This is a genomic window from Saccharophagus degradans 2-40, from assembly GCF_000013665.1.
Taxonomy (GTDB): domain Bacteria; phylum Pseudomonadota; class Gammaproteobacteria; order Pseudomonadales; family Cellvibrionaceae; genus Saccharophagus; species Saccharophagus degradans.
Genome location: NC_007912.1, coordinates 3924508 through 3948621, shown reverse-complemented (window position 1 = coordinate 3948621; position 24114 = coordinate 3924508). Strand labels below are relative to the sequence as shown.

General features: G+C 41.7%; 25 protein-coding genes. 22 read left to right on the top strand and 3 right to left on the bottom strand.

Going from position 1 to position 24114, the window contains the following annotated elements; all coding sequences use genetic code 11:
* Positions 1-76: 76 nt before the first annotated feature.
* Positions 77-877 (bottom strand): rhamnogalacturonan acetylesterase, encoded by an 801-nt coding sequence (locus tag SDE_RS16215; RefSeq protein ID WP_011469567.1) that lies wholly within the window; start codon positions 875-877, stop codon positions 77-79.
* Between the two features lie 830 nt (positions 878-1707).
* On the opposite strand from SDE_RS16215, the gene SDE_RS16210 reads away from it, so the two are divergent.
* The 19 genes from SDE_RS16210 (at position 1708) to SDE_RS16120 (ending at position 17050) form a co-directional block, all read left to right on the top strand.
* On the top strand, positions 1708-3039 hold the full coding sequence (locus tag SDE_RS16210; RefSeq protein ID WP_158303889.1) for a S1 family peptidase: 1332 nt from the start codon (positions 1708-1710) through the stop codon (positions 3037-3039).
* On the top strand, positions 3036-4076 hold the full coding sequence (locus SDE_RS16205; RefSeq protein ID WP_011469565.1) for an FHA domain-containing protein: 1041 nt from the start codon (positions 3036-3038) through the stop codon (positions 4074-4076). Before SDE_RS16210 ends, SDE_RS16205 begins: the two co-directional genes overlap by 4 nt.
* Positions 4077-5721: 1645 nt before the next feature.
* Positions 5722-6045: a hypothetical protein gene (locus tag SDE_RS16200; RefSeq protein WP_011469564.1), complete on the top strand. Its 324-nt coding sequence runs from the start codon at positions 5722-5724 to the stop codon at positions 6043-6045.
* A 144-nt stretch (positions 6046-6189) separates the two neighbouring features.
* Entirely contained in the window at positions 6190-6582 is a 393-nt protein-coding gene (locus tag SDE_RS16195; protein WP_011469563.1) for an SMI1/KNR4 family protein, read from the top strand.
* 91 nt (positions 6583-6673) lie between these two features.
* Positions 6674-7396 carry an SIMPL domain-containing protein gene (locus SDE_RS16190; protein ID WP_011469562.1) on the top strand — a complete coding sequence of 241 codons (723 nt, stop codon included), beginning with the start codon at positions 6674-6676 and terminating at the stop codon, positions 7394-7396.
* A 105-nt stretch (positions 7397-7501) separates the two neighbouring features.
* A complete protein-coding gene (locus SDE_RS16185; RefSeq protein WP_158303888.1) occupies positions 7502-8029 on the top strand; it encodes a GNAT family N-acetyltransferase in 528 nt (175 codons plus the stop codon).
* Positions 8030-8143: 114 nt separating this feature from the next.
* Positions 8144-8479 (top strand): hypothetical protein, encoded by a 336-nt coding sequence (locus SDE_RS16180; RefSeq protein ID WP_011469560.1) that lies wholly within the window; start codon positions 8144-8146, stop codon positions 8477-8479.
* A gap of 139 nt (positions 8480-8618) precedes the next feature.
* Positions 8619-8990: a hypothetical protein gene (locus SDE_RS16175; protein WP_041324808.1), complete on the top strand. Its 372-nt coding sequence runs from the start codon at positions 8619-8621 to the stop codon at positions 8988-8990.
* A 106-nt stretch (positions 8991-9096) separates the two neighbouring features.
* The gene (locus SDE_RS16170; protein ID WP_041324806.1) at positions 9097-9510 is read left to right on the top strand and encodes a hypothetical protein; all 414 of its coding nucleotides are present in this window, start codon (positions 9097-9099) and stop codon (positions 9508-9510) included.
* A 516-nt stretch (positions 9511-10026) separates the two neighbouring features.
* Positions 10027-10332: a hypothetical protein gene (locus SDE_RS16165; protein ID WP_143710912.1), complete on the top strand. Its 306-nt coding sequence runs from the start codon at positions 10027-10029 to the stop codon at positions 10330-10332.
* Positions 10333-10501: 169 nt separating this feature from the next.
* Positions 10502-10981: a DMP19 family protein gene (locus SDE_RS16160; protein ID WP_011469558.1), complete on the top strand. Its 480-nt coding sequence runs from the start codon at positions 10502-10504 to the stop codon at positions 10979-10981.
* 159 nt (positions 10982-11140) lie between these two features.
* A complete protein-coding gene (locus tag SDE_RS22880) occupies positions 11141-11461 on the top strand; it encodes a hypothetical protein (RefSeq protein WP_011469557.1) in 321 nt (106 codons plus the stop codon).
* Between the two features lie 163 nt (positions 11462-11624).
* Positions 11625-11978: a hypothetical protein gene (locus SDE_RS16150; protein ID WP_041324803.1), complete on the top strand. Its 354-nt coding sequence runs from the start codon at positions 11625-11627 to the stop codon at positions 11976-11978.
* Positions 11979-12168: 190 nt separating this feature from the next.
* Complete coding sequence (locus SDE_RS16145) at positions 12169-13068, top strand: hypothetical protein (protein WP_011469556.1); 900 nt, start codon at positions 12169-12171, stop codon at positions 13066-13068.
* A gap of 134 nt (positions 13069-13202) precedes the next feature.
* A complete protein-coding gene (locus SDE_RS16140) occupies positions 13203-13862 on the top strand; it encodes a hypothetical protein (RefSeq protein WP_011469555.1) in 660 nt (219 codons plus the stop codon).
* Between the two features lie 129 nt (positions 13863-13991).
* Positions 13992-14450 (top strand): hypothetical protein, encoded by a 459-nt coding sequence (locus tag SDE_RS16135; RefSeq protein ID WP_011469554.1) that lies wholly within the window; start codon positions 13992-13994, stop codon positions 14448-14450.
* Entirely contained in the window at positions 14443-15489 is a 1047-nt protein-coding gene (locus SDE_RS16130; protein ID WP_011469553.1) for a serine/threonine-protein kinase, read from the top strand. Before SDE_RS16135 ends, SDE_RS16130 begins: the two co-directional genes overlap by 8 nt.
* Positions 15490-15800: 311 nt before the next feature.
* Positions 15801-16499, top strand: a complete 699-nt coding sequence (locus SDE_RS16125) for a DUF4145 domain-containing protein (protein ID WP_011469552.1) — start codon at positions 15801-15803, stop codon at positions 16497-16499.
* A gap of 149 nt (positions 16500-16648) precedes the next feature.
* A complete protein-coding gene (locus SDE_RS16120; protein WP_011469551.1) occupies positions 16649-17050 on the top strand; it encodes a biotin/lipoyl-containing protein in 402 nt (133 codons plus the stop codon).
* Positions 17051-17553: 503 nt separating this feature from the next.
* Here the strand turns inward: SDE_RS16120 and SDE_RS16115 are convergent.
* Entirely contained in the window at positions 17554-18600 is a 1047-nt protein-coding gene (locus tag SDE_RS16115) for an IS110 family transposase (protein WP_041324801.1), read from the bottom strand.
* 218 nt (positions 18601-18818) lie between these two features.
* On the opposite strand from SDE_RS16115, the gene SDE_RS16110 reads away from it, so the two are divergent.
* Together SDE_RS16110 and SDE_RS16105 are read left to right on the top strand one after the other, a co-directional pair.
* Positions 18819-19259, top strand: a complete 441-nt coding sequence (locus tag SDE_RS16110) for a YybH family protein (protein ID WP_011469549.1) — start codon at positions 18819-18821, stop codon at positions 19257-19259.
* Between the two features lie 711 nt (positions 19260-19970).
* Positions 19971-20612 (top strand): DUF4124 domain-containing protein, encoded by a 642-nt coding sequence (locus SDE_RS16105; protein WP_011469548.1) that lies wholly within the window; start codon positions 19971-19973, stop codon positions 20610-20612.
* 155 nt (positions 20613-20767) lie between these two features.
* Here SDE_RS16105 and SDE_RS16100 read toward each other — a convergent pair whose 3' ends face one another.
* A complete protein-coding gene (locus SDE_RS16100; RefSeq protein ID WP_011469547.1) occupies positions 20768-21745 on the bottom strand; it encodes a transposase in 978 nt (325 codons plus the stop codon).
* Positions 21746-21876: 131 nt separating this feature from the next.
* Between SDE_RS16100 and SDE_RS16095 the strand changes: the two genes are divergently transcribed.
* Entirely contained in the window at positions 21877-23565 is a 1689-nt protein-coding gene (locus SDE_RS16095; protein WP_011469546.1) for a hypothetical protein, read from the top strand.
* Positions 23566-24114: the final 549 nt, after the last annotated feature.

Sequence of the window (24114 nt, the reverse complement as noted above, 5' to 3'; positions counted from 1 at the left end):
TTATGTGATAGTGATTGTAATTAAAAGCCCCAAACATTGGGGCTTTTTTATGTGCAGGATTTATTACATAGGTTTCCTAGTAACTTAATTTTAAATGTTTTGGGTCTGCGGTACGCACGCGCTTAACAAGTGGGTGTTGCTGTTTTTTAAGCTCGGCCAATACCAATTGCGCTACTTCGCGTGCGCCCATATTGTTTAGGTGTGTGTCGTCGCGTACGCCGTTGGGGTAGTTGGGGTGCGTGTCTGCCGGTATATGCATAAAGCGTAAGGCCGAGTCTTTATCGCCAAGCTTCTGAAAATACTCTCGCGTAATTAATTCCATATCCAAAAATACAACCTCTTCGCTAGCGGCAACCTTGCGGCTTAAATCGGCATAGGGGTGGGTATGTTTAATGGTTCCGTCTTCATTAAAATAACGGCGTGTAATAGGGCTTAGTAAAATTGGGTTAGCTTGCTTAGCGCGCACATCGTTAATAAAACGTTTTAGGTTATTGCTGTATTGCTCTGGGGTGGTGTAGCGGTCTTTTTTAGATACCGACTCATCGTTGTGGCCAAACTGTATAAACACCACATCGCCAGGCTTAAGCGCATCCATAATGACTTGCCAGCGGCCCTCTTCTATAAAAGTGCGTGTGCTGCGGCCATTTTTAGCGTGGTTCACCACCTGTATAGACTCGTCAAAAAAGGTGGCAAAAGGCACGCCCCAACCCGTTTCAGGGTAATCTTTTACATCCTTAATAGACATAGTTGAATCCCCAGCCATATGCACAGTGGTAACAGCCGGCGCGCTAACATTTGCCGGTGTTGTACAAGCGGTAAGCCCCAGCAGGGCAGTAACAAGCGCAATTAAGCGTAAATATGGGCGAAAAACGGGCATAGTGGGCTCTCTTTTACGATTTGGTTAAGCAAATTTAGCCAAAGTGTGCTTAAAAAACCATAATTGGTCAAGCCAAAACGTTGGTTTGGTATACCTTCTGGAGGTTATTAACCCGTGCTTAGGGTGCATGGCCGGCGTTAACAGTTGGTTATTGAAAGTGCTTTTAGTTCGTTTATCGCTGTCAGGCCTCTAGCAGCTAAACTAGAGCGGTAGGGTGTTTAGGTGTGGTCATTAATGGCTAATAGCAGAAGCAAGAGATAGCCTTAACTAATAACGCAAATATCAGTAATAATTTTAAAATCTCTAAAACACAGTCATTTATATACAGCCCCTTAATATCCTGTCGCCTAATACCCAGCAGTAGCTGGCCGTGAACTGCCACTTAGGGTTAAAGTTAAACAATATGCAAGTAATAGTAGAAAATATATCAGCATCGCGTTCGCGCAAGCCAACCAGCGCCCCCAACAGGTACTACAGTTACTTACAGGCTAACTAATTGGCGCCGCCCTTAGCATGTTGCTGCCAATAACTTAGCGCTTATATTGCACATATATTGCGCTTAATTGGTGCCTGTACGTCTATTTGCGAGCCATTTCTTTTTCAGCACCGTGCGTTATACTCCTTCTTTATTCGGTTTTTTTACTTGTTAATATTTGCTTAATGCAAAGCCAAATAAATAGCGGTTTGAACATACGCAGGGTATATGAGTCAAACTAGCTTTATAGCAATAACTAATTTCTGTCCTTCCGGCTTAAATGGGGTGTTACAAAGGCCTTAGCGCTGTAGTAATAAGGTGTAACGCTTTACCCCTAAAAGGAGTAGTACGCGTTTTGAAAACAACAAAATATTCGGCCATAGGCCAATGCGCACATTGGCTAGCAGCGGTATCGCTAAGTGTGTGTGCGCTTATTAGCGGGCCAGCCTACACACAAGAGCTTGCCCCCAATAATAAGCCGGCAGTGGATAGCGGCCAGCAAGCCAAGCACACCATTTCCACCTTTAAAGATTCTATTTTTCAGGTGCGCATAATAAATGTAGATTCCAAAAACGCGCGCTCGTTTGGCTCTGGCTTTTATATTGGCGATGGCGGCCTAATAGCAACCAATTACCATGTTATTAACTCTGTATTGTTCGAGCCAGAAAACTACCGCGCAATAATAGAAATAGGCGACGAAGAAATACCCCTAAACATAGAAGCGGTAGATGCCATTAGCGATGTGGCTATTTTATCGGTACCGGTTAAACGCCCAGCGCTAGCGCTAAGCGCCGTACCCCCCGCGCGCGGCGAGCGCTTATATTCTGTGGGCAACCCGCACGACCTAGGCATGACAATAGTAGAAGGCAACTACAACGGCCTTATCGATAACCGCTTTTTCGATCAAATACACTTCTCTGGTGCGCTTAACCCCGGCATGAGCGGTGGCCCAAACCTAAATGCCAATGGCGAAGTGGTAGGCCTAAACGTGGCTACCAAAGGCAACCAAGTGGGTTTTTTAGTACCCGTAGATAAACTTAAAGCGCTACTGGTAGATTTAGAAGTAGGCAAATACAGCGAAGAAGAGCTACAACAAAAAGTAGGCAAGCAAATTCAAAAGGCAAGCCACTACGTAGTAACCGAACTGCTCTCACCCGATTGGCCAATAGAAGATATGGGCGAGGCCCTAGTAGTTGGCAAAGTGCACCCCAACTTACATTGCTGGGGCGATAGCGACGAAGATGAAGATAACCACCTAATAGTTATAAAGCGTGGCTGCCACAGCGCGTCGTCGTTCCCTATTTATAAAACCCTTACATCGGGTTTTGTAGAATACGAATTTTGGCATATACAAGGTAAAGATTGGCCAGAGTATTCCTATTACCGCATGCTACAAAAACAAGTATCCCACGCGCGCCCAGGCAACCAAGCCGGTGAAGACGACGTAGAAAACTACACATGCGAAATAGATATAGTAACTCGCGAGCAAGATGGCCTAAAACGCAAAATTTCTTACTGCACTCGCCCTTACAAAAAATTTAAAGGCCTGTACGATGTATTTTATATGGGCGTTACGCTCGATAAATCACACGTAGCGGTTATGGAGCACTTCACCTTATCTGGCGTAACCCAAGAGGATTCGGCCCAGTTTTTAGAAAAATTTATTAAACAGGTGGCATGGCAATGATAATTCAAAGTATAGACAGAAGCGGCCATGTAATAGCAATACAAAAATACGTAGGTACCCGTGTAGATATAGGGCGCGGGTTTAGCAACCAGCACATTATTAACGACCCCTACGCCGATGGTAAACATGTACGCGTAGAGTACGACCATCAACACGAAGTATTTTTTGTATCCGATTTAGAATCGGCAAACGGCACAACAATATTGCGCGGCAAACAAATAATAAACGTGAATGCCCACCCCACACCTTTGCAAGCGGGCGACACATTGGTAGTGGGCAAAACCCACATGCGCATAGTAACCGAGCACACCCCCGTGCCACCGCCTTTGCGCTTTTCTAAATTTGAAGAAACCTACAGGCTACTTGGCCAGTGGTGGGTATTTATAATTGCCAGTATTGCAGTGCTTAGCTTAAATGCATGGAGCATATACATAGAAGCCCCCTTTAGCGAAACACTTACCAAACAATATGCCGAGGGTATATATGTAGTGCTAGTTGCGCTTGGCTTTGCGGGGGTATGGTCTATTGCCGCCAAACTACAGCATTTAGAAGTAAAGTTTTTACTCTATGCCAACCTCGCGCTACTGGCCGAAAGTATATTTATGCTGCTAGACCTTTCCGAATGGGTAATAAAATTCAACATGGCATGGCTATGGTTAAACGGCTATACCCCAGAACTAGTAGCGATGGCTGTATTGTTTGTAGGCCTATATATATGCGCCTACCAAGCCACACGTTTAAGGCTGCGCGGCAGAATAATATTCGCATCCATCGCGCCCGCATTAATTGTGCTTACCACAACAATGAAGCTACTAGATAAAGACGACTTTAAATCTAGGCCCGATTACAAAATGATAGTAGTAGCCCCCAGCTGGCAACTGCGCGGCAGCGTAACGGAAGATAAATTTTTGGCGGCAACCAAGAAGGCTTATAAAGAGGCTGCGCCAATTGAGAAGAAAATGAGTGGTGCTAAGAAAGAGAATTTGATGGAGGATGATGGTGAATTGGGCAGTGGTTCTGTAGGTGTCATAGAATAGTTACAGAGTAGTTGAAGCTAAGGGAGCATTACTGTGTAAAAAAATAAATCTCTATTTCTAATCATGTCAATTGAAGGTAGTGCATTTGTTATGCAGCCTTCAATCCATATCTGCAAACATATAAGCATATAGTTACCCACTTCTGAGTGTTAATTTCTAATTTAATTCAATCTACTCAAATGCCCTGCAAACAGTTGCTTTTATTGGGCATGGCGCCGAATGCAACGTTAGTGACAGGTCTAAAGCCCGTTTTAGCAACTCGTACATTCCGGCGTCGCGACGCATAAAAAGACCGTGGAATGAGCCGCGCAAAAAAGTTAAATAAAAACAAACCGTTACAGGCGGTTGGCTGCATTAAACAAAAGGCAGATAATTGCTTTTATACGGTATATTTAATTCATAAAGCATGCTTTAATTTGCGAGTTAAACGAACATGAGCCTAATAGTCGCGTAATTAAAGATTATTTAGGTGTGTTTTTGGAATTAACGCTCAACTAGCTGCCGAGCAAACCAGTCTTACTGGGGGTGTATTGGGGATAGGTGGCGGGGTGGGATATATTATAATGTTATGAGCTACCAGCTAGGTATAGCCAAGGACGGTTTTAAAGTTTAAATATAGGTTAATTTGAATGTGCTATGGAATGGCTATCTCCCTTTGATTTCCACTTTCATTTCATTTAGAAAAGTAATAGGCTAAAGCCAATTACAACGTGCTTTCGTAGCCCTTGGTTGGCGGTTTTAATCCGGTTTAACTAAATTGTAAAAACACACAAATTAGTTAAACCTCGTTGGTGCTAGTCGTCAGGTTTTTACCAGTTTGGTAAATAGTCTTCAGGTTTGTATTTTTTTATTGGCTTTTTGGCGGCGCTGCTTCAAGTAGGCCAAAAGCATCTATGGGTTACTAATCTATTTGGTTGGTAATAAAAATTAAAGGTAATGTAAGTGTCGTTAGTGGTCTCTCATAACAATACGCTAAAACACCGTTTCGGCCTGCGGCCTCCACTGGACGCCCAAAGCTCCGCTTCTGTTGTGCATTTGCTTCGCAAATTTTCGCACAAAAGCAGCTCCACTTTGTGCGCCGTTTAGCTATGCGTTATGAGCTACCAGCTAGGTATAGCCAAGGTCGGTTTTAAGGTTTAAATATAGGTTAATTTGAATGTGCTATGGAATGGCTATCTTCCTTTGATTTTCACTTCCATTCCATTTGTAAAAGTAATAGGCTAAAGCCAATTACAACGTGCTTTCGTAGCCCTTGGTTGGCGGTTTTAATCCGGTTTAACTAAATTGTAAAAACACACAAATTAGTTAAACTTCGTTGGTGCTAGTCATCAAGTGTGTTCCTGTTGGGTAAATAGTCTTCAGGTTTGTATTATTTTGTTGGCTTTTGGGCAACGCTGCTTTAAGTAAGGTCAAAAGCATCTATCGGTTACTAATCAATTTGGTTGGTATAAAAAAATAGGGTGTTGCAGGTGCAGTTAGTGGTCTCTCATAACAAAACGCTAAAACACCGTTCCGGCCTTCGGCCTCCACTGGACGCCCAAAGCTCCGCTTCTTTTGTGCATTTGCTTCGCAAATTGTTGCACAAAAGCAGCTCCACTTTGTGCGCCGTTTAGCTCTGCGTTATAGCACACCAAGAATTTAGAGAATGGAACACTTGAAATTATATTTAGTAATGGGCTTTGGTGTGGTTGCAACGGTAATCTATCTTTACCTGCTACTCGTTGAAAAGTCTTCGCTTGTACATAAGCCTTCTAAATTGGTTGTTTTCTTATTGGTGTTCTTAGCATTGGTTGGTGGCTTAATTCGCTACTCGCAAATATTTGATTACGAGCTTACATATATTCATTATCTACAAATGGCTCAATACGCTTTTATGCTACCCAGCTGTGCAATTGGCATTGGGCTTTTAAAAGTCATCATTACATATGGTATGGGAGCAATCGGTGCAGTATTTGAACGAAAGCTATAACAAGGCCAAGCAACATCGTTCGCTGCGCTCTCTGGACAGCCTTGCGCTTGCGCCTTTTGTGCATGGCTACGCCATTTTTGCACAAAAGCCACAATCACAAGTCTGCCGTTGTTGGCGGCGTTAAGTGTCACTAGGAGTCAGAAATTGCGAGAATTTTTGGAGACTGTAGAAAATCTAAATTCACAATATGCTTCTATCGAAATAGATGGTGAGTTAGATTCTTTAAGCCACAATTTCTGGTCAGCCGCTGAAATTGAAAATGGGAAAAACGTCCAGGCCGACTGGGATGTTCCTGCTCATCTAATTCCATTTTATGGCGATTGGCACGATCTATTCTGTTTAGATTCTGATAGTGGAAAAATTGTATCTCTGAACGATGAGAGAGAAATAATATATGTGTGGAGTTGCATAAAAGACTTTATAGCATCTTTATCAACGACAGAAGTTGAGCTTACAAAAAAGCCAGAGATAGTAAGTTTCAGTCTCTCACCCGATTTACTTGAGAAAGCTAATGAGTTCAAAAAGAAAAACACTTAACAAGTCAATCAACTTCGCGCCTTCGGCGCCGGACGCAGCAAAGCTGCGCCGGTTATTGAGGCGTTAGTTCTCACTCAAACTGGAAGTTAAAATGAATAAAATATTTGGAATTGTATTTTTTCTCCTGTTATGTCAGTCGGTTTCTGGTGCAAATCTGCCTGATTTTCCTTTCGTCGTTTCTGTAGGAAGCTCTGAACAGGATGTAAAGCCAAACATAGCCACTATTCAATTGGGCGTAATGGCATTTGAAAAAGACTCGGATCTTGCATTAAAAACCGTAAATTTGGCATCTACTTCTGTAATTGGAGTGCTAAAAAAATACGGTGTGCCGGTTGGAAACGTAGAAGCGTCGGATATAGAAAAGAGCACCAAGAGAAAAAGAGATTCTGATTACAATACACTTGATGTTTTAGGGTATGAGGTTTCTCGCTCCATTACGGTGAAACTAGAAAATCTATCAAAGTACTCGGAACTTATGAGTGACTTGGTTGCAATAAACAATGTTTCTGGCGCACGAACAGCGTTTGACATCTCTAACCGTAAGGAGATAGAAGCGAAATTGATGGAAACTGCAAGCAAAGATGCTAGAGATAAAGCTGAGAAAATGGCCATAAGCCTCGGTACAAAAATTCAATCTGTGTACGCAATTTCCCAGGCTTCGAACTTTAGTGAGTTTTTCGCTACTTTCGGTGCTAGATCAGAGCAAATAATGGCTGATATGGCATATAGAGAAGGTTCCTATAATACAGTAATGTTTGTTCCTAAAAGCATAAACGTTAAACAGGGTGTAAATGTCGTTTTTCGTATTAAGTAAAAGAACTAACAAAACTGTCAATAGGACATTTTTTGCTTCGTTCCGTTTTGCGGTGGCTTCGCCACTTTACCGCAAAACTTCACTACACAAAAAATGCCTATTACAGTGGCGTTAGAATTTTTCGGAGAGAATGCGTTGTTCGAACATATTTCGTCTGATAGGTTGGATATTCGCAGAATAGATATTTATGATTCTAAAGTTATTGACGGTGTTTTAGAGCTTTTATCTGTAAATGTCACAATGCATTTACCCTATGACTGGCAAGATATAGATGACATATATAAAGCAAAATCTTGGCTTGAGAAACGGTTAGTGGAGGGAGATGTATTCTCGATTTATCTTACCCATAGTGGGGAATTGATTGGATTGCTGTTTCTTTATAAATTTGAGAATAAGTCAGAAGAGTGTCAGGTTCGTGTCGGCTATCTAATATCTGAAAACTATTGGGGGAAGGGTGTTGGAAGTGAGCTGATTTGTTCTTTACTTTATGAGTTATCCAAAATACATGGAGTTGTTTCTGTTGTCGGCGGCGTAAGTCCTGACAATATCGGTTCTATTAAGGTGCTTACAAAGAATGGGTTTCAATTAATGGAAAGAGTAAATGATACAGAGTTTTATCAGTACAAATTCTAACAATACGTGCCAGTCGGACAGTTTGTTCCGTGGCTCCTTTTGTGCTTATCGCTACGCTAGCACAAATCGCCACTCCACAAACTGCCGCTGCACTCTGCGTTAGAAATCAATGCCATGAATAAAATAAATATATATTTCTTAATCGTTATACTTGGCTTGGCTGGTTGTACATCTTTGCAAAGTGGATTTTGCACCGTTCGCGGTGGCGAGCCATACGTAAATCTTGGAGGCTATGCTTTCTGCGGCACAAAGTACAATGATGCAGGGAAGGTGTGTAAAAGCAGTGACGAATGTGAAGGCGATTGCGTTCTTCCGTGGTCATGGAAACCCGATGAGGAGCGAGAGGTTGTGGGGCAGTGTGCAGCCGATTCAACCTATAACTTTGAATATGGTTGCGTTGCAATTGAGCACCACAAAACATATCAAGGTGGCTGTATTGAAGATTTATAAAATTTCTAACAAGGCCCACCAGGCTCAGCCGCTTCGCGGCTTGGACCTTCGTTCCGGCGCTTGTTTTGTGCTTTTCGCTACGCTTGCACAAAACAATCACCTCCACTGCGGCCCCTGTGGGCGGCGTTAGGTAAACACAATGTCAGAGCATCATAAAGAAATGAGAACTATTATGAGAGCTTATGCAGCAATTCAGCTGGCACTAGTTCTCTATATTGTTAAAAGTCCAGATGATGTTACTGGTTGGTGCGTGCCTATAGTTTTGTCTTTATTTTGTATTAGTATTCCTGCCTCAATAGCATATGCGGGTCTAGCCAGAATTTCTAAAGAAGACGAGCAAAGAAATCCCAATCCATTGTCAACGATTAGCCAAATTCTTAGCTTTGTTCCAAGCTTACTGGCATTTTCAATAATAATCGCATCAGCGTCAAAACTTGCCGGGTTTATATTTGTAGTTAGCTCGGTGGTCTGGGTGTACTTAATCGTTAGGCTTCGCAGGTCGCAGCAATGAAATTACCTAACAAAAATGTCAAACATCGCTACATGCCTACGGCACTCCGCTGGACTCACTCCTGCGTCGCTCGCCGTTTACATTGGCGTTAGAGCTGCAGCAGAAAATGAGCAAACAACTGAACGAATGGTTTGAAAATAAGATACGAAGACCTAAAGGGTCATTGAATTCTCCCGTTTCCGTTGAAGGGAAAATGCAGAGGATATATGGTCCTAGAGCGGATTTTGCTTATGTAACTTTGTACTTGGAGCCTGCAGATGAGTTCTCGTACATCGATGAAGCCGAATGGCCGGCGGATCAAGAGAGATGTAGTCCCGCAGTAATGGAAGGTGTTCTCGATGGTCTGATTAGTTCTTTTCAAGAGTACTGGTATATAAATGTTAAGGTCACTTTAAAAGAAATTAAATACCACCCAGTGGATTCCAGCCCAAGATCATTTTATAAAGCTTCACGTAATGCAATTGAAAAACTAGCGTTTGAGCACAAAAATGAGAAAAGCATTTTTAAGTCCCATATATAGCTCTAACAAAACAATCAACCGGACTCCGCTAAGCGTGGTTCGCTTTGCTCACAATACCACGCTGAGCTCCGCTCGGTTATTGTGGCGTTATGAGCTACCAGCTAGGTATCGCCAAGGTCAACTTTAAGGCCTAAATTTTGTATGTTTGTATTTGCTATGGAATGGCTATTTTCCTCTTTTATTTGCTTCCATTCCATTTATAAAAGTAATAGGCTAAACGCAATTTTTGCGAGTATTGGCTTAGCTGTTTTGTAATTTATACTTAAAGCGAAGAAGGTTGGTGCTACAGCTTTGGCTTTAATGCAACGCGGCTATAAGTAAAATCAAAAGCATGCATGGGTTACTAATCAATTTAGTTGGTAATAAAATATTTAAGGTGTTGCAGGTATGGTTCGTGGTCTCTCATAACAAAACGCTAAAACACCGTTCCGGCCTGTGGCCTCCACTGGACGCCCAAAGCTCCGCTTCTTTTGTGCATTTGCTTCGCAAATTTTCGCACAAAAGCAGCTCCACTTTGTGCGCCGTTTAGCTCTGCGTTATGGTTTGTATGAAAATGGACGATTGACGATGTTGGTAGGGTTAGCGATTTCATTTATGGCATTGATAGGTTTTGTATTCGCCATTGTCCTATTGTTAGCGGCTGCAATCAGATATGGAGTATTTCTATTTTCTACTAGGCAATCTACTTCGAGAGCCAAGCATGCAATTAGTTACATATTCTTTAAAGATCAATCTGATGATTTATCAATAGCAAAATTGTTTTATCTGTCGGTTTTTTTGTCTGTATTAGCCATTACAATGATCAGCATATTGGGCGGGTAAATTATTGGCTTCTAAGCACAAAAACCATAACAATGCCATCATGCATCGCCAGCAAGCTGGCTGGACAAACTTTCCGTTGCTCGTTTGTGCTTTAACGCTAACGCTAGCACAAACAATCAACAAAAAGTTTGCCGCATATGGCGGGCGTTATGCATCAAGGAGAGTATGAGTGAAGTTCTCTGATTTTTCTGAAAATGAAGAACCGGCTTTCGATTTATTCAATGCTTGCCATGAGATAGTCTTCGCTGGAAGTGATGGAAACACGGAATACCTCGAACGAATCGGATCAGAAGCTAGATTAGTTTATCTGCTGTGGTGTTTTGATGGAGAGGTACATAATGGAGGATTTGATCAACTATTTTTTAATTCGTTGGGAGATCATTACCTAGAAATATTGGATGGATTAAAAATAATAGGCGCTTTAAAATCAGCCGAGCTACTTGAAAAAGCGTTGCGTTGGTTTCCAGAGTCTGGCCCATCAACCAATCGAGAAAAGCGATGGGCGCAATTAGAACCCTACGAAAACAATGAAGAATATGAGTCTGATCTAGATGAGCTAGACACAGAATTCTACAAATACGAAGATAATCTTGCTGGGCTTCTGCATAACTATGTTCGGGCTAATAAAGGCGCAAAAGTAAATGCATAACAATACGCTAAAACACCGTTTCGGCCTTCGGCCTACACTGGACGCCCAAAGCTCCGCTTGTTTGTGCATTTGCTTCGCAAATTGTCGCACAAACCAGCTCCACTTTGTGCGCCGTTTAGCTCAGCGTTATGTGCCCAAGTTACCCACGAAGAGGGAATCATGGAAGAATTAGTAGAATGTGATAAGTTTTTAAGCCAGCCAGATACTGAGCCAAGAGAATTTATTGATTATTTCAACCTTGAGTACGGTCTTTATCAATTTGATGAAAATGAACCACCCTTTGAAGATGCCTTTAAGGAAGAAGACTTTAAATTTATTGGGTTTTTCATTAGTAAATCAGGGCAAGAAAGAATGTACTTCTCAGTTAATGGTAAAGAAAACTTGTTTGCCATCTCAGTTCCATTAACTAATGGTCAAACGATGTTGTCGATGACCGATGAATCATATATTGGTCTAAAAGAGTTCACATTTACAAAATGAACAAGCACATAACAATACGCTAAAACACCGTTTCGGCCTGCGGCCTCCACTGGACGCCCAAAGCTCCGCTTCTTTTGTGCATTTGCTTCGCAAATTATTGCACAAAAGCAGCTCCACTTTGTGCGCCGTTTAGCTCTGCGTTAGCTTTATAGTTGGGTAGCCCATGGAAATTGTTATTAATATTCTAGCTTATTCACTTATAGGAATATTGGTTCCCTATTTAGGGCATAAGTACAATAAGAAAAAGTACAAAGACATCGAAAAAAGAATATTCCGTGATCTTGGAGAGAAAATTGAAATTACAACATCACTCGGAACATGGCCTTTTAAGGCTAAAGTGAGGAGGGTGAAGAAAGGTAGTGTCATTAAAATAAAGCAAGCTGCAGTGGTAAGCCTTTTCTTAAGTAATAAAGGTGTTATAGATTTGTTTCACGGATGCCTTTATTCTAAGGCGATCGCAAGAGAAGCAGCTAAATACTTTCCTGAGGCTGAGATAGAGATAATTCCACTGAATTAGAAATGCAACCTCAATTTAAAAACTCCCTAATGAAGTTGCTTCTTGCTGTAGCAGCTAACAAGGCCAGTCAGCCACACCCACTTCGTGGGTTGGACAGCTTACACTCCGCTCCTTTTGTGTTCGCTGCGCTCATTATTTCACAAAAGGTGCTCCATGTAATCTGCCGCTGCTGGCGGCGTTAGGGCACGACATGATTGTATACCTTGACCAAAATAAATGGATTGAATTAGCTAGAATTGCTAATGGTTTAGACACAACAGTTCGTGACAAAAATATTCTAGGTGAATTTCTGGCTGCTTCGAAGTCGAAATGTATATTTCCCTTAGCGTCAACTCATTTTATCGAGTTTTCGAGAATTGGAAACGTAGGGCGACGAAAGCGCCTAGGAGAGTTGATGTGGAAAATATCGAAAGATAAAACATTTGCACCGTATCCGAGTATTGTTGAAAGAGAGATTGAAGTCGCTCTTAGAAAGTTAGGAGTTGATATAAAACCAAGACCGAAACAACTTATCGGTGAGGGAATCGAGTTTGCATTTGGAGTCGAATTTCAATCTGAATTACTAAAAACATTCAAAGCATTAGTGAATAAATCGGTTTTAACGGGTTCGGAAATGTTCGATATTGATCCTGTGGGATCAGTTAATTTAGATTCCCATCGAAATAACTTTTTTAACCATCTTTCTCAAATTAACGAAAAGAAGCATGAGCTCGATAAATCAAAGTGGGACGATTGGTTACATGCAATGTCTATGGTCGATATAATAGACCCGCTGAATCGAGTATTTCAAAAGAATTCTTTAAGTGTTTCAATAATGGAAAAACTTAGTAAGGAGCAACATAAAGAATTCTTGATGTCAATGCCAACTCGAAAGCTGGATATACATTTACATCGCCAAGTACTTAAAAATGAGCAATATAAGCCAAAGAAGAGTGATCTAGAGGATTGGGGAGGGATAGGCGTTGCTAGCTGCTATTGTGATGTTGTCGTATGTGAGAAGCATTTCGCAAGCCTGCTAAATAGAGACGGATACATACCAAAAGCACGAATTGTTACAAAGCTAGATCATGTATTCAAAAATTTTGCCTAAAAGCCCTAACAAACGGCTCCACGCAGACGCCCAAACCTACGCTGCTTTTGTGGGTTTCGCTGCGCTACACTTTACCACAAAAGCCTCTCCGGTATGGGCGCTGGTGAGCCGGGCGTTAGGCGCTTGGTAGTGTAATGAAAAATCCAAAGTTTGAACTATTTGATGTTTTGCCTTTCGATACTCGACCTCATACAGCACATGAGCTAGCCCTTGCACAATGCGGGGCTCAAACCCTACGGGTTATAAGAACGTTTAAAGATGTAGATGAGGTTGTAAAAGACATCATCAGTGATAATGGCCCCGGCGAATGTAATTCTGCATTAGAGGACGCTCTAAAAAAATCTGCGGTTTATTGTGAGTGGCAAAATTCAATGCCGTTTTTAAAGGATGTACCAAATATTCATAGTTATAGAGTGAAACCGAAAAAGAAAAACAATGCCGCACTTATTAACGACGAATTGATTAAATTTGGAGGTCTTTTGCCTAAGGGGCAAGTTTTATTTCGAGGCGGTTTATTTGCGAAAAGCGATATAGATATTACCTGTGGTCCTGTGTCAACTACAACTATGCCTTCGGTAGCGCGGTGGCACGCAATTGAGGTTAAGGGCCAAATTGCCATTTTTGACATAGAAGATAATTTAAAAATACATGCTTATGCATTTAAAACATGGGGCAATCAAAAGTTAAAGCATGAATACGAGGTTCTCTTGCAAAACAATATACGCTTAACATTTAAAGGCTCAAATACATACGGAAACATGGAGGTATATCGCTATAATGTCCGCTTGGCCTAACAAGTTGCTGCACGCTGACACATACTGCTACGCACGTTTTTGTGTCAGTCGCTGCGCTCCATTTTCACACAAAAACGCCCTCCGCAGTCTGTGCAGGTGAGCAAGGCGTTATATTTTTAGGGAGATTATGTGAATACTCTGGGCATTAGAGCTAAACCATGTTCGGTAATTATTGCTGTCTACGATACAGACAAAGCACTAATTGTTAACGTTGAAGACATCAAAATACCTAAAGCGTTACCAACACCTGAAGCGCTGAAATATATAAGGAATTCGATTTTAGATATTCTAAGAGAGTTTAAAATCGAAAAAGCAGGATTGAGAGTGGTTGAAAGCAATTCTCAAACATTAAAAATACGACGTATCGAAATTGAAGGAGTGATTCAAGAGGCTTTTGCAAGCAGTATGCTATTGGCATATTTTTGTGGTCAGATTTCAACAATTACTCCAAAACTTAACATGAAGCGGGCAGATTTTAAGTTATACATTGACGGTGCTAAGGTTTATGACGAAGTTGAAAACTGGAATACGCATAGCAAAGAGGAAAAAGAGGCAATTTTCACAGCACTAGGAGCAGTTCATGCTTAATACAACGAGAACTGCAGAATTGAGCTTTCACATACGGCATGAAATTGGATTAGAAGGTAAAAACTCTACTGTTTTCACTGCAACAGATTTACAACTGAATGCTGAAATAGTTGTAAAAAAAATGCTTAAGTCAGACTTTTCTGATGTGAATGAATATTTTAAAGAAGCCAGCCTATTACATCTAAGTAGTCATCCTAATGTTGTCCCTATTTACTATGCCTGCCAGGATGATGATCATATCTTTCTTGCAATGCCCTATTTTGAACTTGGTTCTCTTAAAAAAAGAATAAGAGAATCCCCTATTAGCGTTAGGGAAATTATTATTTGGTCCACACAAGTGCTGAGTGGGTTGCACAATATCCATTCTAAAAGACTGATCCACTTTGATGTGAAGCCAGATAATATTCTGTTCTCAAAGAGGGGGGAGGCACTATTATCGGACTTTGGACTTACAAAACAAACTACGTTCAGTGGTGTTGCTGGTCAAGATAGAATATATGGCAATATGGTGCCTCCCGAGGCTTTTAGTACTCAAAACTTTAACAATCAGTTTGATATATACCAATTCGGACTGACGCTTCATAGAATGTGTGTTGGGGATGATATTTTTTATGCTGAATATGCTACTTTTATAGAAGGTGGCGACCTCAATCGTCATAGGTTTAGGCATGCGGTTGTAAATGGGCAATTTCCAAATAAAAACGATTACCCTGAGCACATACCGCAAGCTTTAATTAATACGATAAAAAAGTGTTTGGCTACAGATTTGAAAGAAAGATATGTTTCCGCTGTAGATGTAGTTAATGACTTGTCAAGTATAGACGGTGAACTTCTTGATTGGAGCCTGTCTTATGATGGTGCAAACAGAACGTGGCACAAAAATGCCACTGACGGGCGCGTATTCGATCTAGTAGTTGACGAGAATGGGAGTTCAGAGGCCAGGAAAACTTCAGCTGGGGGAAATACCCAAAGAATAACAGAATACTGTAAGCCACAGATAAACAGATCAGAGATTAAGCGCTTCCTTAGGAGGTACTGAAAATGTCAAAGATTATCAACGAAAGAAAGAATTACCAAAGCCGATCGAAAAATGCTTCCAATTTGTTTAGCAAGGAGAAAGAAAGCGTAAGTGTTCGGAAATCCCGAGAAGATTTCAAAGTTGACCGCAATGGTTATTTCATTTGGAAGTCCGAAGACACTGCAAAAAAAATATAACAATCGGCTCCACGCAGACGCCCAAACCTACGCTGCTTTTGTGGGTTTCGCTGCGCTACACTTTACCACAAAAGCCTCTCCGGTTCGGGCGCTGGTGAGCCGGGCGTTAGGCTCCACAAAATTTAGGAACAAGAGATGAAATTATCTGAGGCTGAGGAAGGTTTAAATAAACATGTCCATGATTTAATCGATATATGTCCTCATTGTGGAGCCAAATCACACATTGAGAAACAATGGTCAGGAAGCCATGTTTTAGCTAACCGTGACGCTGAATTTTATGTAGTTTTTAGGTGTAAGCCATGCAGAAGGTTAATTCTCAAAACTTTCTATTTACGGCAGAACGAATATTCTCAGCATGAAAACTTTGAAATGAAAGGGTGGGACGAGAAGTTTCCTGCAGTTATCGATGATCAAATTGGCAATGAGGATGTTGCTTTTATTGATGAAAATGTACTTGCTGATTATAAAGAAGCTTTAAAATGCATGAGTATAGGGGCGGATAAAGCCGCTTGTTCTATGTTTCGTAGAGCACTACAGTTATCACTGGTAGTGCTGGGTGCAAACCCAAAAGATGATCTTATAAAGCAGATAAACTCTCTTGCATCATTGCCTGGCGATATCAAAGATTGGGCACATCAAATTAGAATATTTGGGAATTGGGGTGCCCATCCAGATAGGGATAATTTGAAAAATATAGAAGCGACTGATTCAGAGGAAGTGCACGATTTTGTATCAAAGTTTTTCATGTACACATTTATCATGCCCGAAAAAGTTAAGCTCTCAAGAATCAGGCGAGATGAAAAATTGAAAGGAAATGACGATTCTGAAAAATAATTATTTTAAGAGTCTCAAGCCTAACAAGCGGCTCCACGCAGACGTCCAAACCTACGCGGTTTTTGTGGTTTCGCTGTGCTACACTTTAACACAAAAACCACTCCGGTTTAGCCGCTGGTGAGCCGGGCGTTATAACTTACTAGGTAATTATGACAATCGAAATTAAAGTACCGTTACTTCCAGAGTCAATTGAGGACGGATTTATTTCTCGAATACATGCCGAGCCGAGAAAGCCAGTCTTGAAAGACGATGTTCTATTTGATTTCGAAACTAATAAAGTAGTTCTCGAGATTTTGGCTCCTGAAGATGGAAGTATGCTGGAGTACGTGGTAAAGGCTGGTGAAAGGCTAGTGGCGAGTCAGCTAGTGGGGTATTTCTCGGTTGGTGCGGTTTTAGAGCCTGAAGTTAAACCTTTGGGTGAATTTGTTCAGAAAGAGGCTTCGGTTAACGCGGTTAATAATCAAAGTGCTAATAATGTAACTCTAATTGCTGTAACTTGTTTTATATTTGGCGCTATTATTGGGGCGTTTGTCATGGAGTTATACGGGTAAGGTTATAACACCTATATGACCGGACCTGTCAAAGAACAATAACTCACCAAAACCCTTGGTTTAATGCCTAGAGTTAATAAAAAAGCAATTTTGAATGTTTCTACTGACGATAATTTCATGGAAGGCTTAGTGGTAACTGTACCAAACACCTATTGAGAGTCAGTCCAAATTAACGTTCGACGCTTTCATTCGCTGAAGTAATCTGGATGCCTTAGCTTTACTAAGGCGCTACTAGAAATTTATCGGTTACCCTTGGATCTGGCGCTTCAAAGAATCGGGCTTACGGTGTTTTGTATCCAGTTATAGATCACTCAGTCAAGGGGCAGTCACACGTCAAAAAAGCGTAGGGCGGGTAGCGTGTTCTGTCTATTCAAAGCGAGAGAGTTGGCATTTTTTCATCAGGCTAAGAGTAAGCTCGAAGCTTAAACGGATAACTCAGCTTAGGATCTTTATGCTCGGCACCCTAGTTATACCTGCTAGCTCAAACACGCTACCCTAAACATTTAACTATTTCGAAAAAAGTAATTCATATCAAAGACATCGTTCCTTTTCATCATAAAATAAATAGCGCGTCCCAATTTGTGGGATAGTATGGACAGCGCTTTACCTTTGCCAAACTTCTTGCTTAATTTAGTAACATATTTCTGAGCTTTATCATTTCCACGTATGAATAGAATAGCCGCTTCAGAAAAGGCCCATTTTAGATGAGCGTTACCTATTTTTGAGCCTGATGTCCCCATTTTTTTGCCAGCCGACTCATTCGCACATTTAACTAAACGGGAGTATGAACAAAACTTTTGAACCGTTGGAAAGCGATCGATCGATAGAATTTCATACATGATTGTTAAAGCCAAAATATCGCCAATCCCAGGAACTGTTTTTAATCGGTACAACATTCGGCCATCGTAGTCTTTCGCATGCCTGATAATGTAGTTTTCGAGGTTCCGTATCTGATCGTGAAGGCTGTCCATAACGGCAATATCGGTTTCAACATTAAGTCGTACAGAAGCGTTATCGAAGTGATCTGCTATACCTTCGCGATTACCTTTGTGAACGATGTTTTTGTCGAACGGCTCAAGATTATATTGGTAGTTGGTAATACTAATATGGCTTTGAATCTCACTCTTAATGCGAACCAAATGGCTTCGTCTACGCATGAGGTCGCGAACAGGCCGAAGCTCGGCAGGATAGGCATAGGCGAGAGGGAAATCGCCGCCTCTCATAATGCGTGCGATTTTTTCCGAGTCAACTCTATCGTTTTTGGCCTTTCCGCCGTGAATACACCTCATGTAAAGTGCATGGCCTAAGATAAATTCGATGCCTTCTTTGGCGCACAAATCAGCCAGCCAATACCAAGAAAACATGCACTCAACGCCTACGACAATGTCTTCGCGATAGGGGGCTATGAGCTTTAAAAACGCCTTACCATTAGTAGGTATATTCTTATGAATCAGTATGTTAGCATCAGAATCAAGTATGCAGACGTACATCATTTTGGTATGCAAATCTATTCCACAGTAATGTTTGTGGGAAATGGTATAAAATCTCATATGATGATCTCCTTCTTTAATTAACTTTTGTTGTGGTGATTTAAGTTTAGAAGGTTTCCATTGGTCTCCGGAGGAGGAGGTCATCATAAGTATCAAGTTTGTCAACAGGACATTTTTTGCTACGCTCCGTTTTGCGGTGGCTTCGCCACTTTACCGCAAAACTCCACTACACAAAAAATGCCCGTTACAAAGGCGTTAGCCGTTCAAGGATAATTTTCATGACTGAAAAACGCGAACCATTTTTAATGATTCTAGATCTGTACAAAGCCGCTGTCTTCACGAAAGACGTTGATGCATTTGTCAATCTTTACCACAACGATATACACATATTCGACATGTGGGGCACGTGGTCCACACGCGGATTAGATTCCTGGAGAGGTATGGCAACGGAGTGGTTTTCTTCACTCGAAGAAGAGCGAGTAATGGTTGGTATTTCAGATGCTCAATCGATGGTATATGAGGAACTCGCTTTTGGGCATGCAGTCCTTACCTATACGGCAATCTCACCTGAAGGGAAGGAATTGCGAGCACTGAGTAACCGCTTAACAATGATACTAAAGTACGATGGAAGCTCGTGGAAGATACTCCATGAGCACACATCGTCACCGGTTGACCATAGTTCTCTGAAAGCTATTCTGCAATACCCTGGAAATGGCTAACGAGCGCATGTTGTCGGACTGGTTTTCCGCTGCGTGTTTTGTTTTCCGCAAAGCAAGGCGTTAGCCAAAATAGCAGGATTGCCAAATGGGCGTAATTAATAGGAACTTCAAACAAGAAAACATGACAGTCATGTTATGAAAAGGTCCGCAGCGAAAATTAAGAGCACGCGTTAATTTGAGCCTGCCAAACAAGATGAAATAAATAGGGAATTAAAACGACCCAGCCGCCAAAACCCCAATTTCAATGCTAGTTAATCCACCGAGCGTGAAGGTTTCAAGGAATTGAACAAGAAAACATGACTGTCATGTTATGCTTTGCTTTTCCTACAGCCGCTATTCAGGGGGCGTGGTGGCTGTTTGAGGTAATGGATTAATTTGTGCGTAACAATTAATTTGAAAATGCAGTACGTTGGAGGCTACTATCAAATAGCTTGCAGAATGACTACAAGAAGATAAATACAAAAAATATTATGTTTACGCAATTAAAAATGACAGCAATGTTTTGAAAAGATATTTTTCGCCAATATGTGTACGGATTAGCGGGAAAGTGAATGGCGATTCTGTTGAGTAAAGCTAGATAGTATGCAAGTTTGAAAAACATGGAGGGGAAACTCTTTCGTTAATTGCTGATTTAGCATCGAGTAAGTTAAGAAACGTTCACCTTAATAATTAGCGTTTTAGAATGTTTATGTGTATTTTACGCAGGAATATATGAGTAAAGCTAAATATTTAATAGTTCTAATTCTATTTGTAATGCATTACGCACAAGCTGAAGCATATAGATGTTTAGGCGCTGATGGAACAGTAGGCTTTTCTGATAAGCCGTGTGTACAAGGGAAAGCTACAGAGGTGGTACATTTACCAGATGAACTACCTGCTTGGGTTGCACAGCTTAAGAACAAAAAGCCGGCATCGGTAAAGATAATAGATGTAGTAAAAAATGATGGCGACATCAATATTAATTACGAGTTCGGCTCTGCAGCTGACGCTTCTGCTTTTATGCGGCTAACCAGTACGTTAAGCAAGCAGAATGTTACTTTGTTAAAGGTCTCACCTACCACTGGTGAAATGAGAGTTTCGAGTAAGTCACCCCCTTTGTTTTCCAAAATAATTAATGATAATAAATCTAAGAAAGCTGAGGCCAAAAATGACTTTTCTAAATGTATACCAGAAATTGCAAGTCACGAGGGCAATTTTAGTTACGAAGAAGCGTGTGAAGTTCGTAAATCTTGCCCGGAGGGTAAAGCAGGTGAGCCAGTAAGGATGTACTGCACGCTAGTGGATATTGACCAGTGCAACACAAGCCAGTCTTGGCAAACAATTCAAGAAGAAAACATGACAGTCATGTTATGAAAAGGTCCGCAGCGAAAATTAAGAGCACGCGTTAATTTGAGCCTGCCAGACAAGATGAAATAAATAGGGAATTAAAACGACCCACCCGTCAAAACCCCAAACTCAAGGCGAGCGAAACCACTAAAGGCGAAAGTCTTAAGAATTAAATAAAAGAGCTAGGCAAATAATTGCTTAGCCAGCCCCACGCCGGGAGGTTTTTTATACCCCAATACCTCGGCGGCTAACCGAACGGCACGCTCAGAACCGGCAAACGTCGAAACACGCTGTTCAAATTGTGTAGTGAGTGTTAGCCATTCTGCAGTAGGTATAGCAAGGCGACTTAAAATAGGGGGTAAGCTTGTATTAATGGCGCCGTGTTTATCGGCGCGAATTGCTCGGCCAGTCCAATCTACTAGCTCTAAATAATCGGCCAGTTTAAATGGTAAACCTTCGGGCATAGGTTGGCGTGGGTTGCCCACAAATGGGTAAAGGGTGGTAGGTTGTTGTTTTTTATTTTTCACCTGCGCTACACGCAGTTTGATAGAGGTATGTTCCGAATCTTCTGGCGTAGCGGCCATTTTGGCTCGCACTGGGTTTAAATCCACATACGCCATGCACGCTGCTAGTGCTTTTTCATCCAATAGCGCCTGCGAAGTAAAGCGCGATTCCCAAAAGCTCCCTGTGCAGTTATCTTCTGTATTGGCCATGCGCGCAATCGGCTCGTTAAGTGCCCGCATAAACCAACTAATATCGTGCAGCTGCGCGCGCCATACCTCTATTCTCGCTTTTACAGCCTCAAGCTCGGCTTGGGTAAGTGCTTTGCCTTGTTCAAACTGTTGGGTGAGCAAAGTACCTTTATACAGCCGATGCCAGCGTTGGCACACTTCCAAGTCCGATAGTGCACAGGCTTTTTGCTGATTGATATGCAGCACGAGATGTAAATGATTAGACATCACCGCATAGGCGCATACATCAACACAAAATACCTCGGCTAATAAATGAATGCGATCTTCAACCCATTGTCGACGGTGTTCGTAATCTTTGTTGGTTACCGTATCAAAGCCACATAAAAAGGCCCTGCGTACACAGCGTGAAGTGCAGTGATAATATGGTGTGGCATCTAAAGAAACCTGCATTTTCCTTGGTTTGGGCATGTTGACTTCCTGTCTGAATATACAGTTATTTATAGCGTTGCATTGATGGGGTGTCAATGGTTAAAGTGGGTAATTAGATGTGATGTCTTGATGTGGTTAATTAAAATAGAAATGAAACAGGAGTGTGCAAAATGAATTTAGGACGATTCCAGTGTTTGGCGATTCTGGGTGGTATATGCTGGGCTGGGGCCAGTCAAGCGACATTCGCGGGGGCAATCTCGGCGGAAGCAATGGCCGAAAAAAAGCAAGAAAGGCTCGCACATTTTCACGAGCGAGTTGTCGAAACGTCTGCATACGATGCATGGCTATCCCGTCCGGAAGATGGCATACAATCGAGCAATGCTTGTGTTACCAATTATGCCAGCATTGAGGTAGAGCAAACTCAGCCTGCCACTGGCCCTAGTATAAGTGATGAAGACATTCATGCTTTGGCCAGAGAGCTTACGTTAGAGAGGGTTAAGTACATTCAAAAAGGCACTTCACCCATGTTGCCAATGATGATCGATCAGGCGTTAAAGAGGGAGGGGGTATCCAACATCTCAGAGCTATCTGACAATGATGTTTTTATGCTGTTTACAATGCATCAAGTGGAAATGTCCGATGAAGATAGGCTTAGTTACAATCAGTATTACCAGCGATGGGTGCAAAAAAGCAGTTTACAGGCGATGGAGGGAGTAAAAAATAACGATTGGTTTAAGGCAGAAGCCACCTATCGGAAGCTTCCTCTGGAGATGCAAAGAACCCAAATAGCAATAGACAAAACCCTCGGGCAGCAGGAAAAAAATACCCGATTGAAAGCAATCGATAAGAAGATAAAACAGGTTGAAAACGAGGTCTTTGCAGAGAAAGCCGAGTACGAAAAGGCACAGCGATATGCCAACGGTAACGGTAAGAAGTCTTTTCCTTTCGCCACGGTTTATGTGTTTCATAAATTAGAGCGTTTCACAGATTCGATTCCTTTGGTAGGTACCTCGGCAGTCGATACAGACTACCAGAAGCAATTAGTGGCCAGTGTAGTTGAGCCTGTCGCAAAGCGGTGTCCAGATTTACGTTATATCGTTATTAAACATAGATTTAACGATTTGATATCGAGCATGGATTGGCGTATTGGACAGACTATATTCGTCAACCAATCTGGCAGCTGGTTGCCAGAAAAGGTGCCGTCTAAGCAACTCCAATCTGTGTATTTAGAAGATAACGAATTTCGTTCACCAGCGTACTATACAGTTACCGAGACCAGTGCAACTGATATAAAGGCGTACTGGAGCCGCAGTAATTATATGGAGAAATATAGCGCCTATGAAGCCAGTCTTATGCAGGATAACGGCAAAATAGCATTGCCTGACAATCTACAGGCGCCCAAGGAAGACGACATTTTGATGATGCTGTTACGCGAAGTGGCGTTTAATTCCAATGCGGACATACAGTACGGAGCAAGTCGTTATGCTAGCCCGTATTTTGGTGGCCATATAGTGTCTCGCATTGATGAAATTTCTAATGTTGTATGTCACGGCGGCGGTCGGCAGTTCAATTGCAGTTTTGATCTAGAGGGTGTTATCTATTATAGCGGCCAAGGCGGTGCGCTATTAGTGCGTGAAGTTATTAAATTAAAAACAGGGTCCGCTGAAGAGAAGGTAAGTGAACATGTGCAGCGAACACTGGTAATGACCGAGGCCGGATGGCGTTCGCCAGATGAAGAAGCGCAGATAAAAAGCTATCAGCGTGAAATGATGAAAAGTGTTGCGAAAGGTTTTGAAAATGGGGCTTGTGCAGTTGAGAATTTAGGTCCAGATTATTTGGTTTCTGCGGGGTGCCAATAATTAAAGAGCGCTTTGCTGATTTATCGAGACAAAGTCAGACAAAACAAAATCAGATACCCTCTCGTTAAGGAATCGCAAGCGCTCCGTTTCGGTCTATCTGGGTAGATATTGGTCTCTGGGGTTTTAAATCCAGTCAGGGCGCTAAAACGACCCAGCCGCCAAAACCCCAATTTCAATGCTAGTTAATCCACCGAGCGTGAAGGTTTCAAGGAATTGAACAAGAAAACATGACTGTTATGTTATGCTTTGCTTTTCCTACAGCCGCTATTCAGGGGGGGTGGGTGGCTGTTTGAGGTAATGGATTAATTTGTGCGTAACAATTAATTTGAAAATGCAGTACGTTGAAGGCTACTATCAAATAGCTTGCAGAATGACTACTACTAGAAGATAAATACAAAAAATATTATGTTTACGCAATTAAAAATGACAGCAATGTTTTGAAAAGATATTTTTCGCCAATATGTGTACGGATTAGCGGGAAAGTGAATGGCGATTCTGTTGAGTAAAGCTAGATAGTATGAAAGTTTGAAAAACATGGAGGGGAAACTC

Coding starts and splice junctions, on each gene's coding strand:
- SDE_RS16215 (WP_011469567.1), bottom strand. CDS start 877: ATGCCCGTTTTTCGCCCATATTTACGCTTAATTGCGCTTGTTACTGCC.
- SDE_RS16205 (WP_011469565.1), top strand. CDS start 3,036: ATGATAATTCAAAGTATAGACAGAAGCGGCCATGTAATAGCAATACAA.
- SDE_RS16200 (WP_011469564.1), top strand. CDS start 5,722: ATGGAACACTTGAAATTATATTTAGTAATGGGCTTTGGTGTGGTTGCA.
- SDE_RS16190 (WP_011469562.1), top strand. CDS start 6,674: ATGAATAAAATATTTGGAATTGTATTTTTTCTCCTGTTATGTCAGTCG.
- SDE_RS16180 (WP_011469560.1), top strand. CDS start 8,144: ATGAATAAAATAAATATATATTTCTTAATCGTTATACTTGGCTTGGCT.
- SDE_RS16175 (WP_041324808.1), top strand. CDS start 8,619: ATGTCAGAGCATCATAAAGAAATGAGAACTATTATGAGAGCTTATGCA.
- SDE_RS16170 (WP_041324806.1), top strand. CDS start 9,097: ATGAGCAAACAACTGAACGAATGGTTTGAAAATAAGATACGAAGACCT.
- SDE_RS22880 (WP_011469557.1), top strand. CDS start 11,141: ATGGAAGAATTAGTAGAATGTGATAAGTTTTTAAGCCAGCCAGATACT.
- SDE_RS16150 (WP_041324803.1), top strand. CDS start 11,625: ATGGAAATTGTTATTAATATTCTAGCTTATTCACTTATAGGAATATTG.
- SDE_RS16145 (WP_011469556.1), top strand. CDS start 12,169: ATGATTGTATACCTTGACCAAAATAAATGGATTGAATTAGCTAGAATT.
- SDE_RS16140 (WP_011469555.1), top strand. CDS start 13,203: ATGAAAAATCCAAAGTTTGAACTATTTGATGTTTTGCCTTTCGATACT.
- SDE_RS16130 (WP_011469553.1), top strand. CDS start 14,443: ATGCTTAATACAACGAGAACTGCAGAATTGAGCTTTCACATACGGCAT.
- SDE_RS16125 (WP_011469552.1), top strand. CDS start 15,801: ATGAAATTATCTGAGGCTGAGGAAGGTTTAAATAAACATGTCCATGAT.
- SDE_RS16120 (WP_011469551.1), top strand. CDS start 16,649: ATGACAATCGAAATTAAAGTACCGTTACTTCCAGAGTCAATTGAGGAC.
- SDE_RS16115 (WP_041324801.1), bottom strand. CDS start 18,600: ATGAGATTTTATACCATTTCCCACAAACATTACTGTGGAATAGATTTG.
- SDE_RS16110 (WP_011469549.1), top strand. CDS start 18,819: ATGACTGAAAAACGCGAACCATTTTTAATGATTCTAGATCTGTACAAA.
- SDE_RS16105 (WP_011469548.1), top strand. CDS start 19,971: ATGAGTAAAGCTAAATATTTAATAGTTCTAATTCTATTTGTAATGCAT.
- SDE_RS16100 (WP_011469547.1), bottom strand. CDS start 21,745: ATGCCCAAACCAAGGAAAATGCAGGTTTCTTTAGATGCCACACCATAT.
- SDE_RS16095 (WP_011469546.1), top strand. CDS start 21,877: ATGAATTTAGGACGATTCCAGTGTTTGGCGATTCTGGGTGGTATATGC.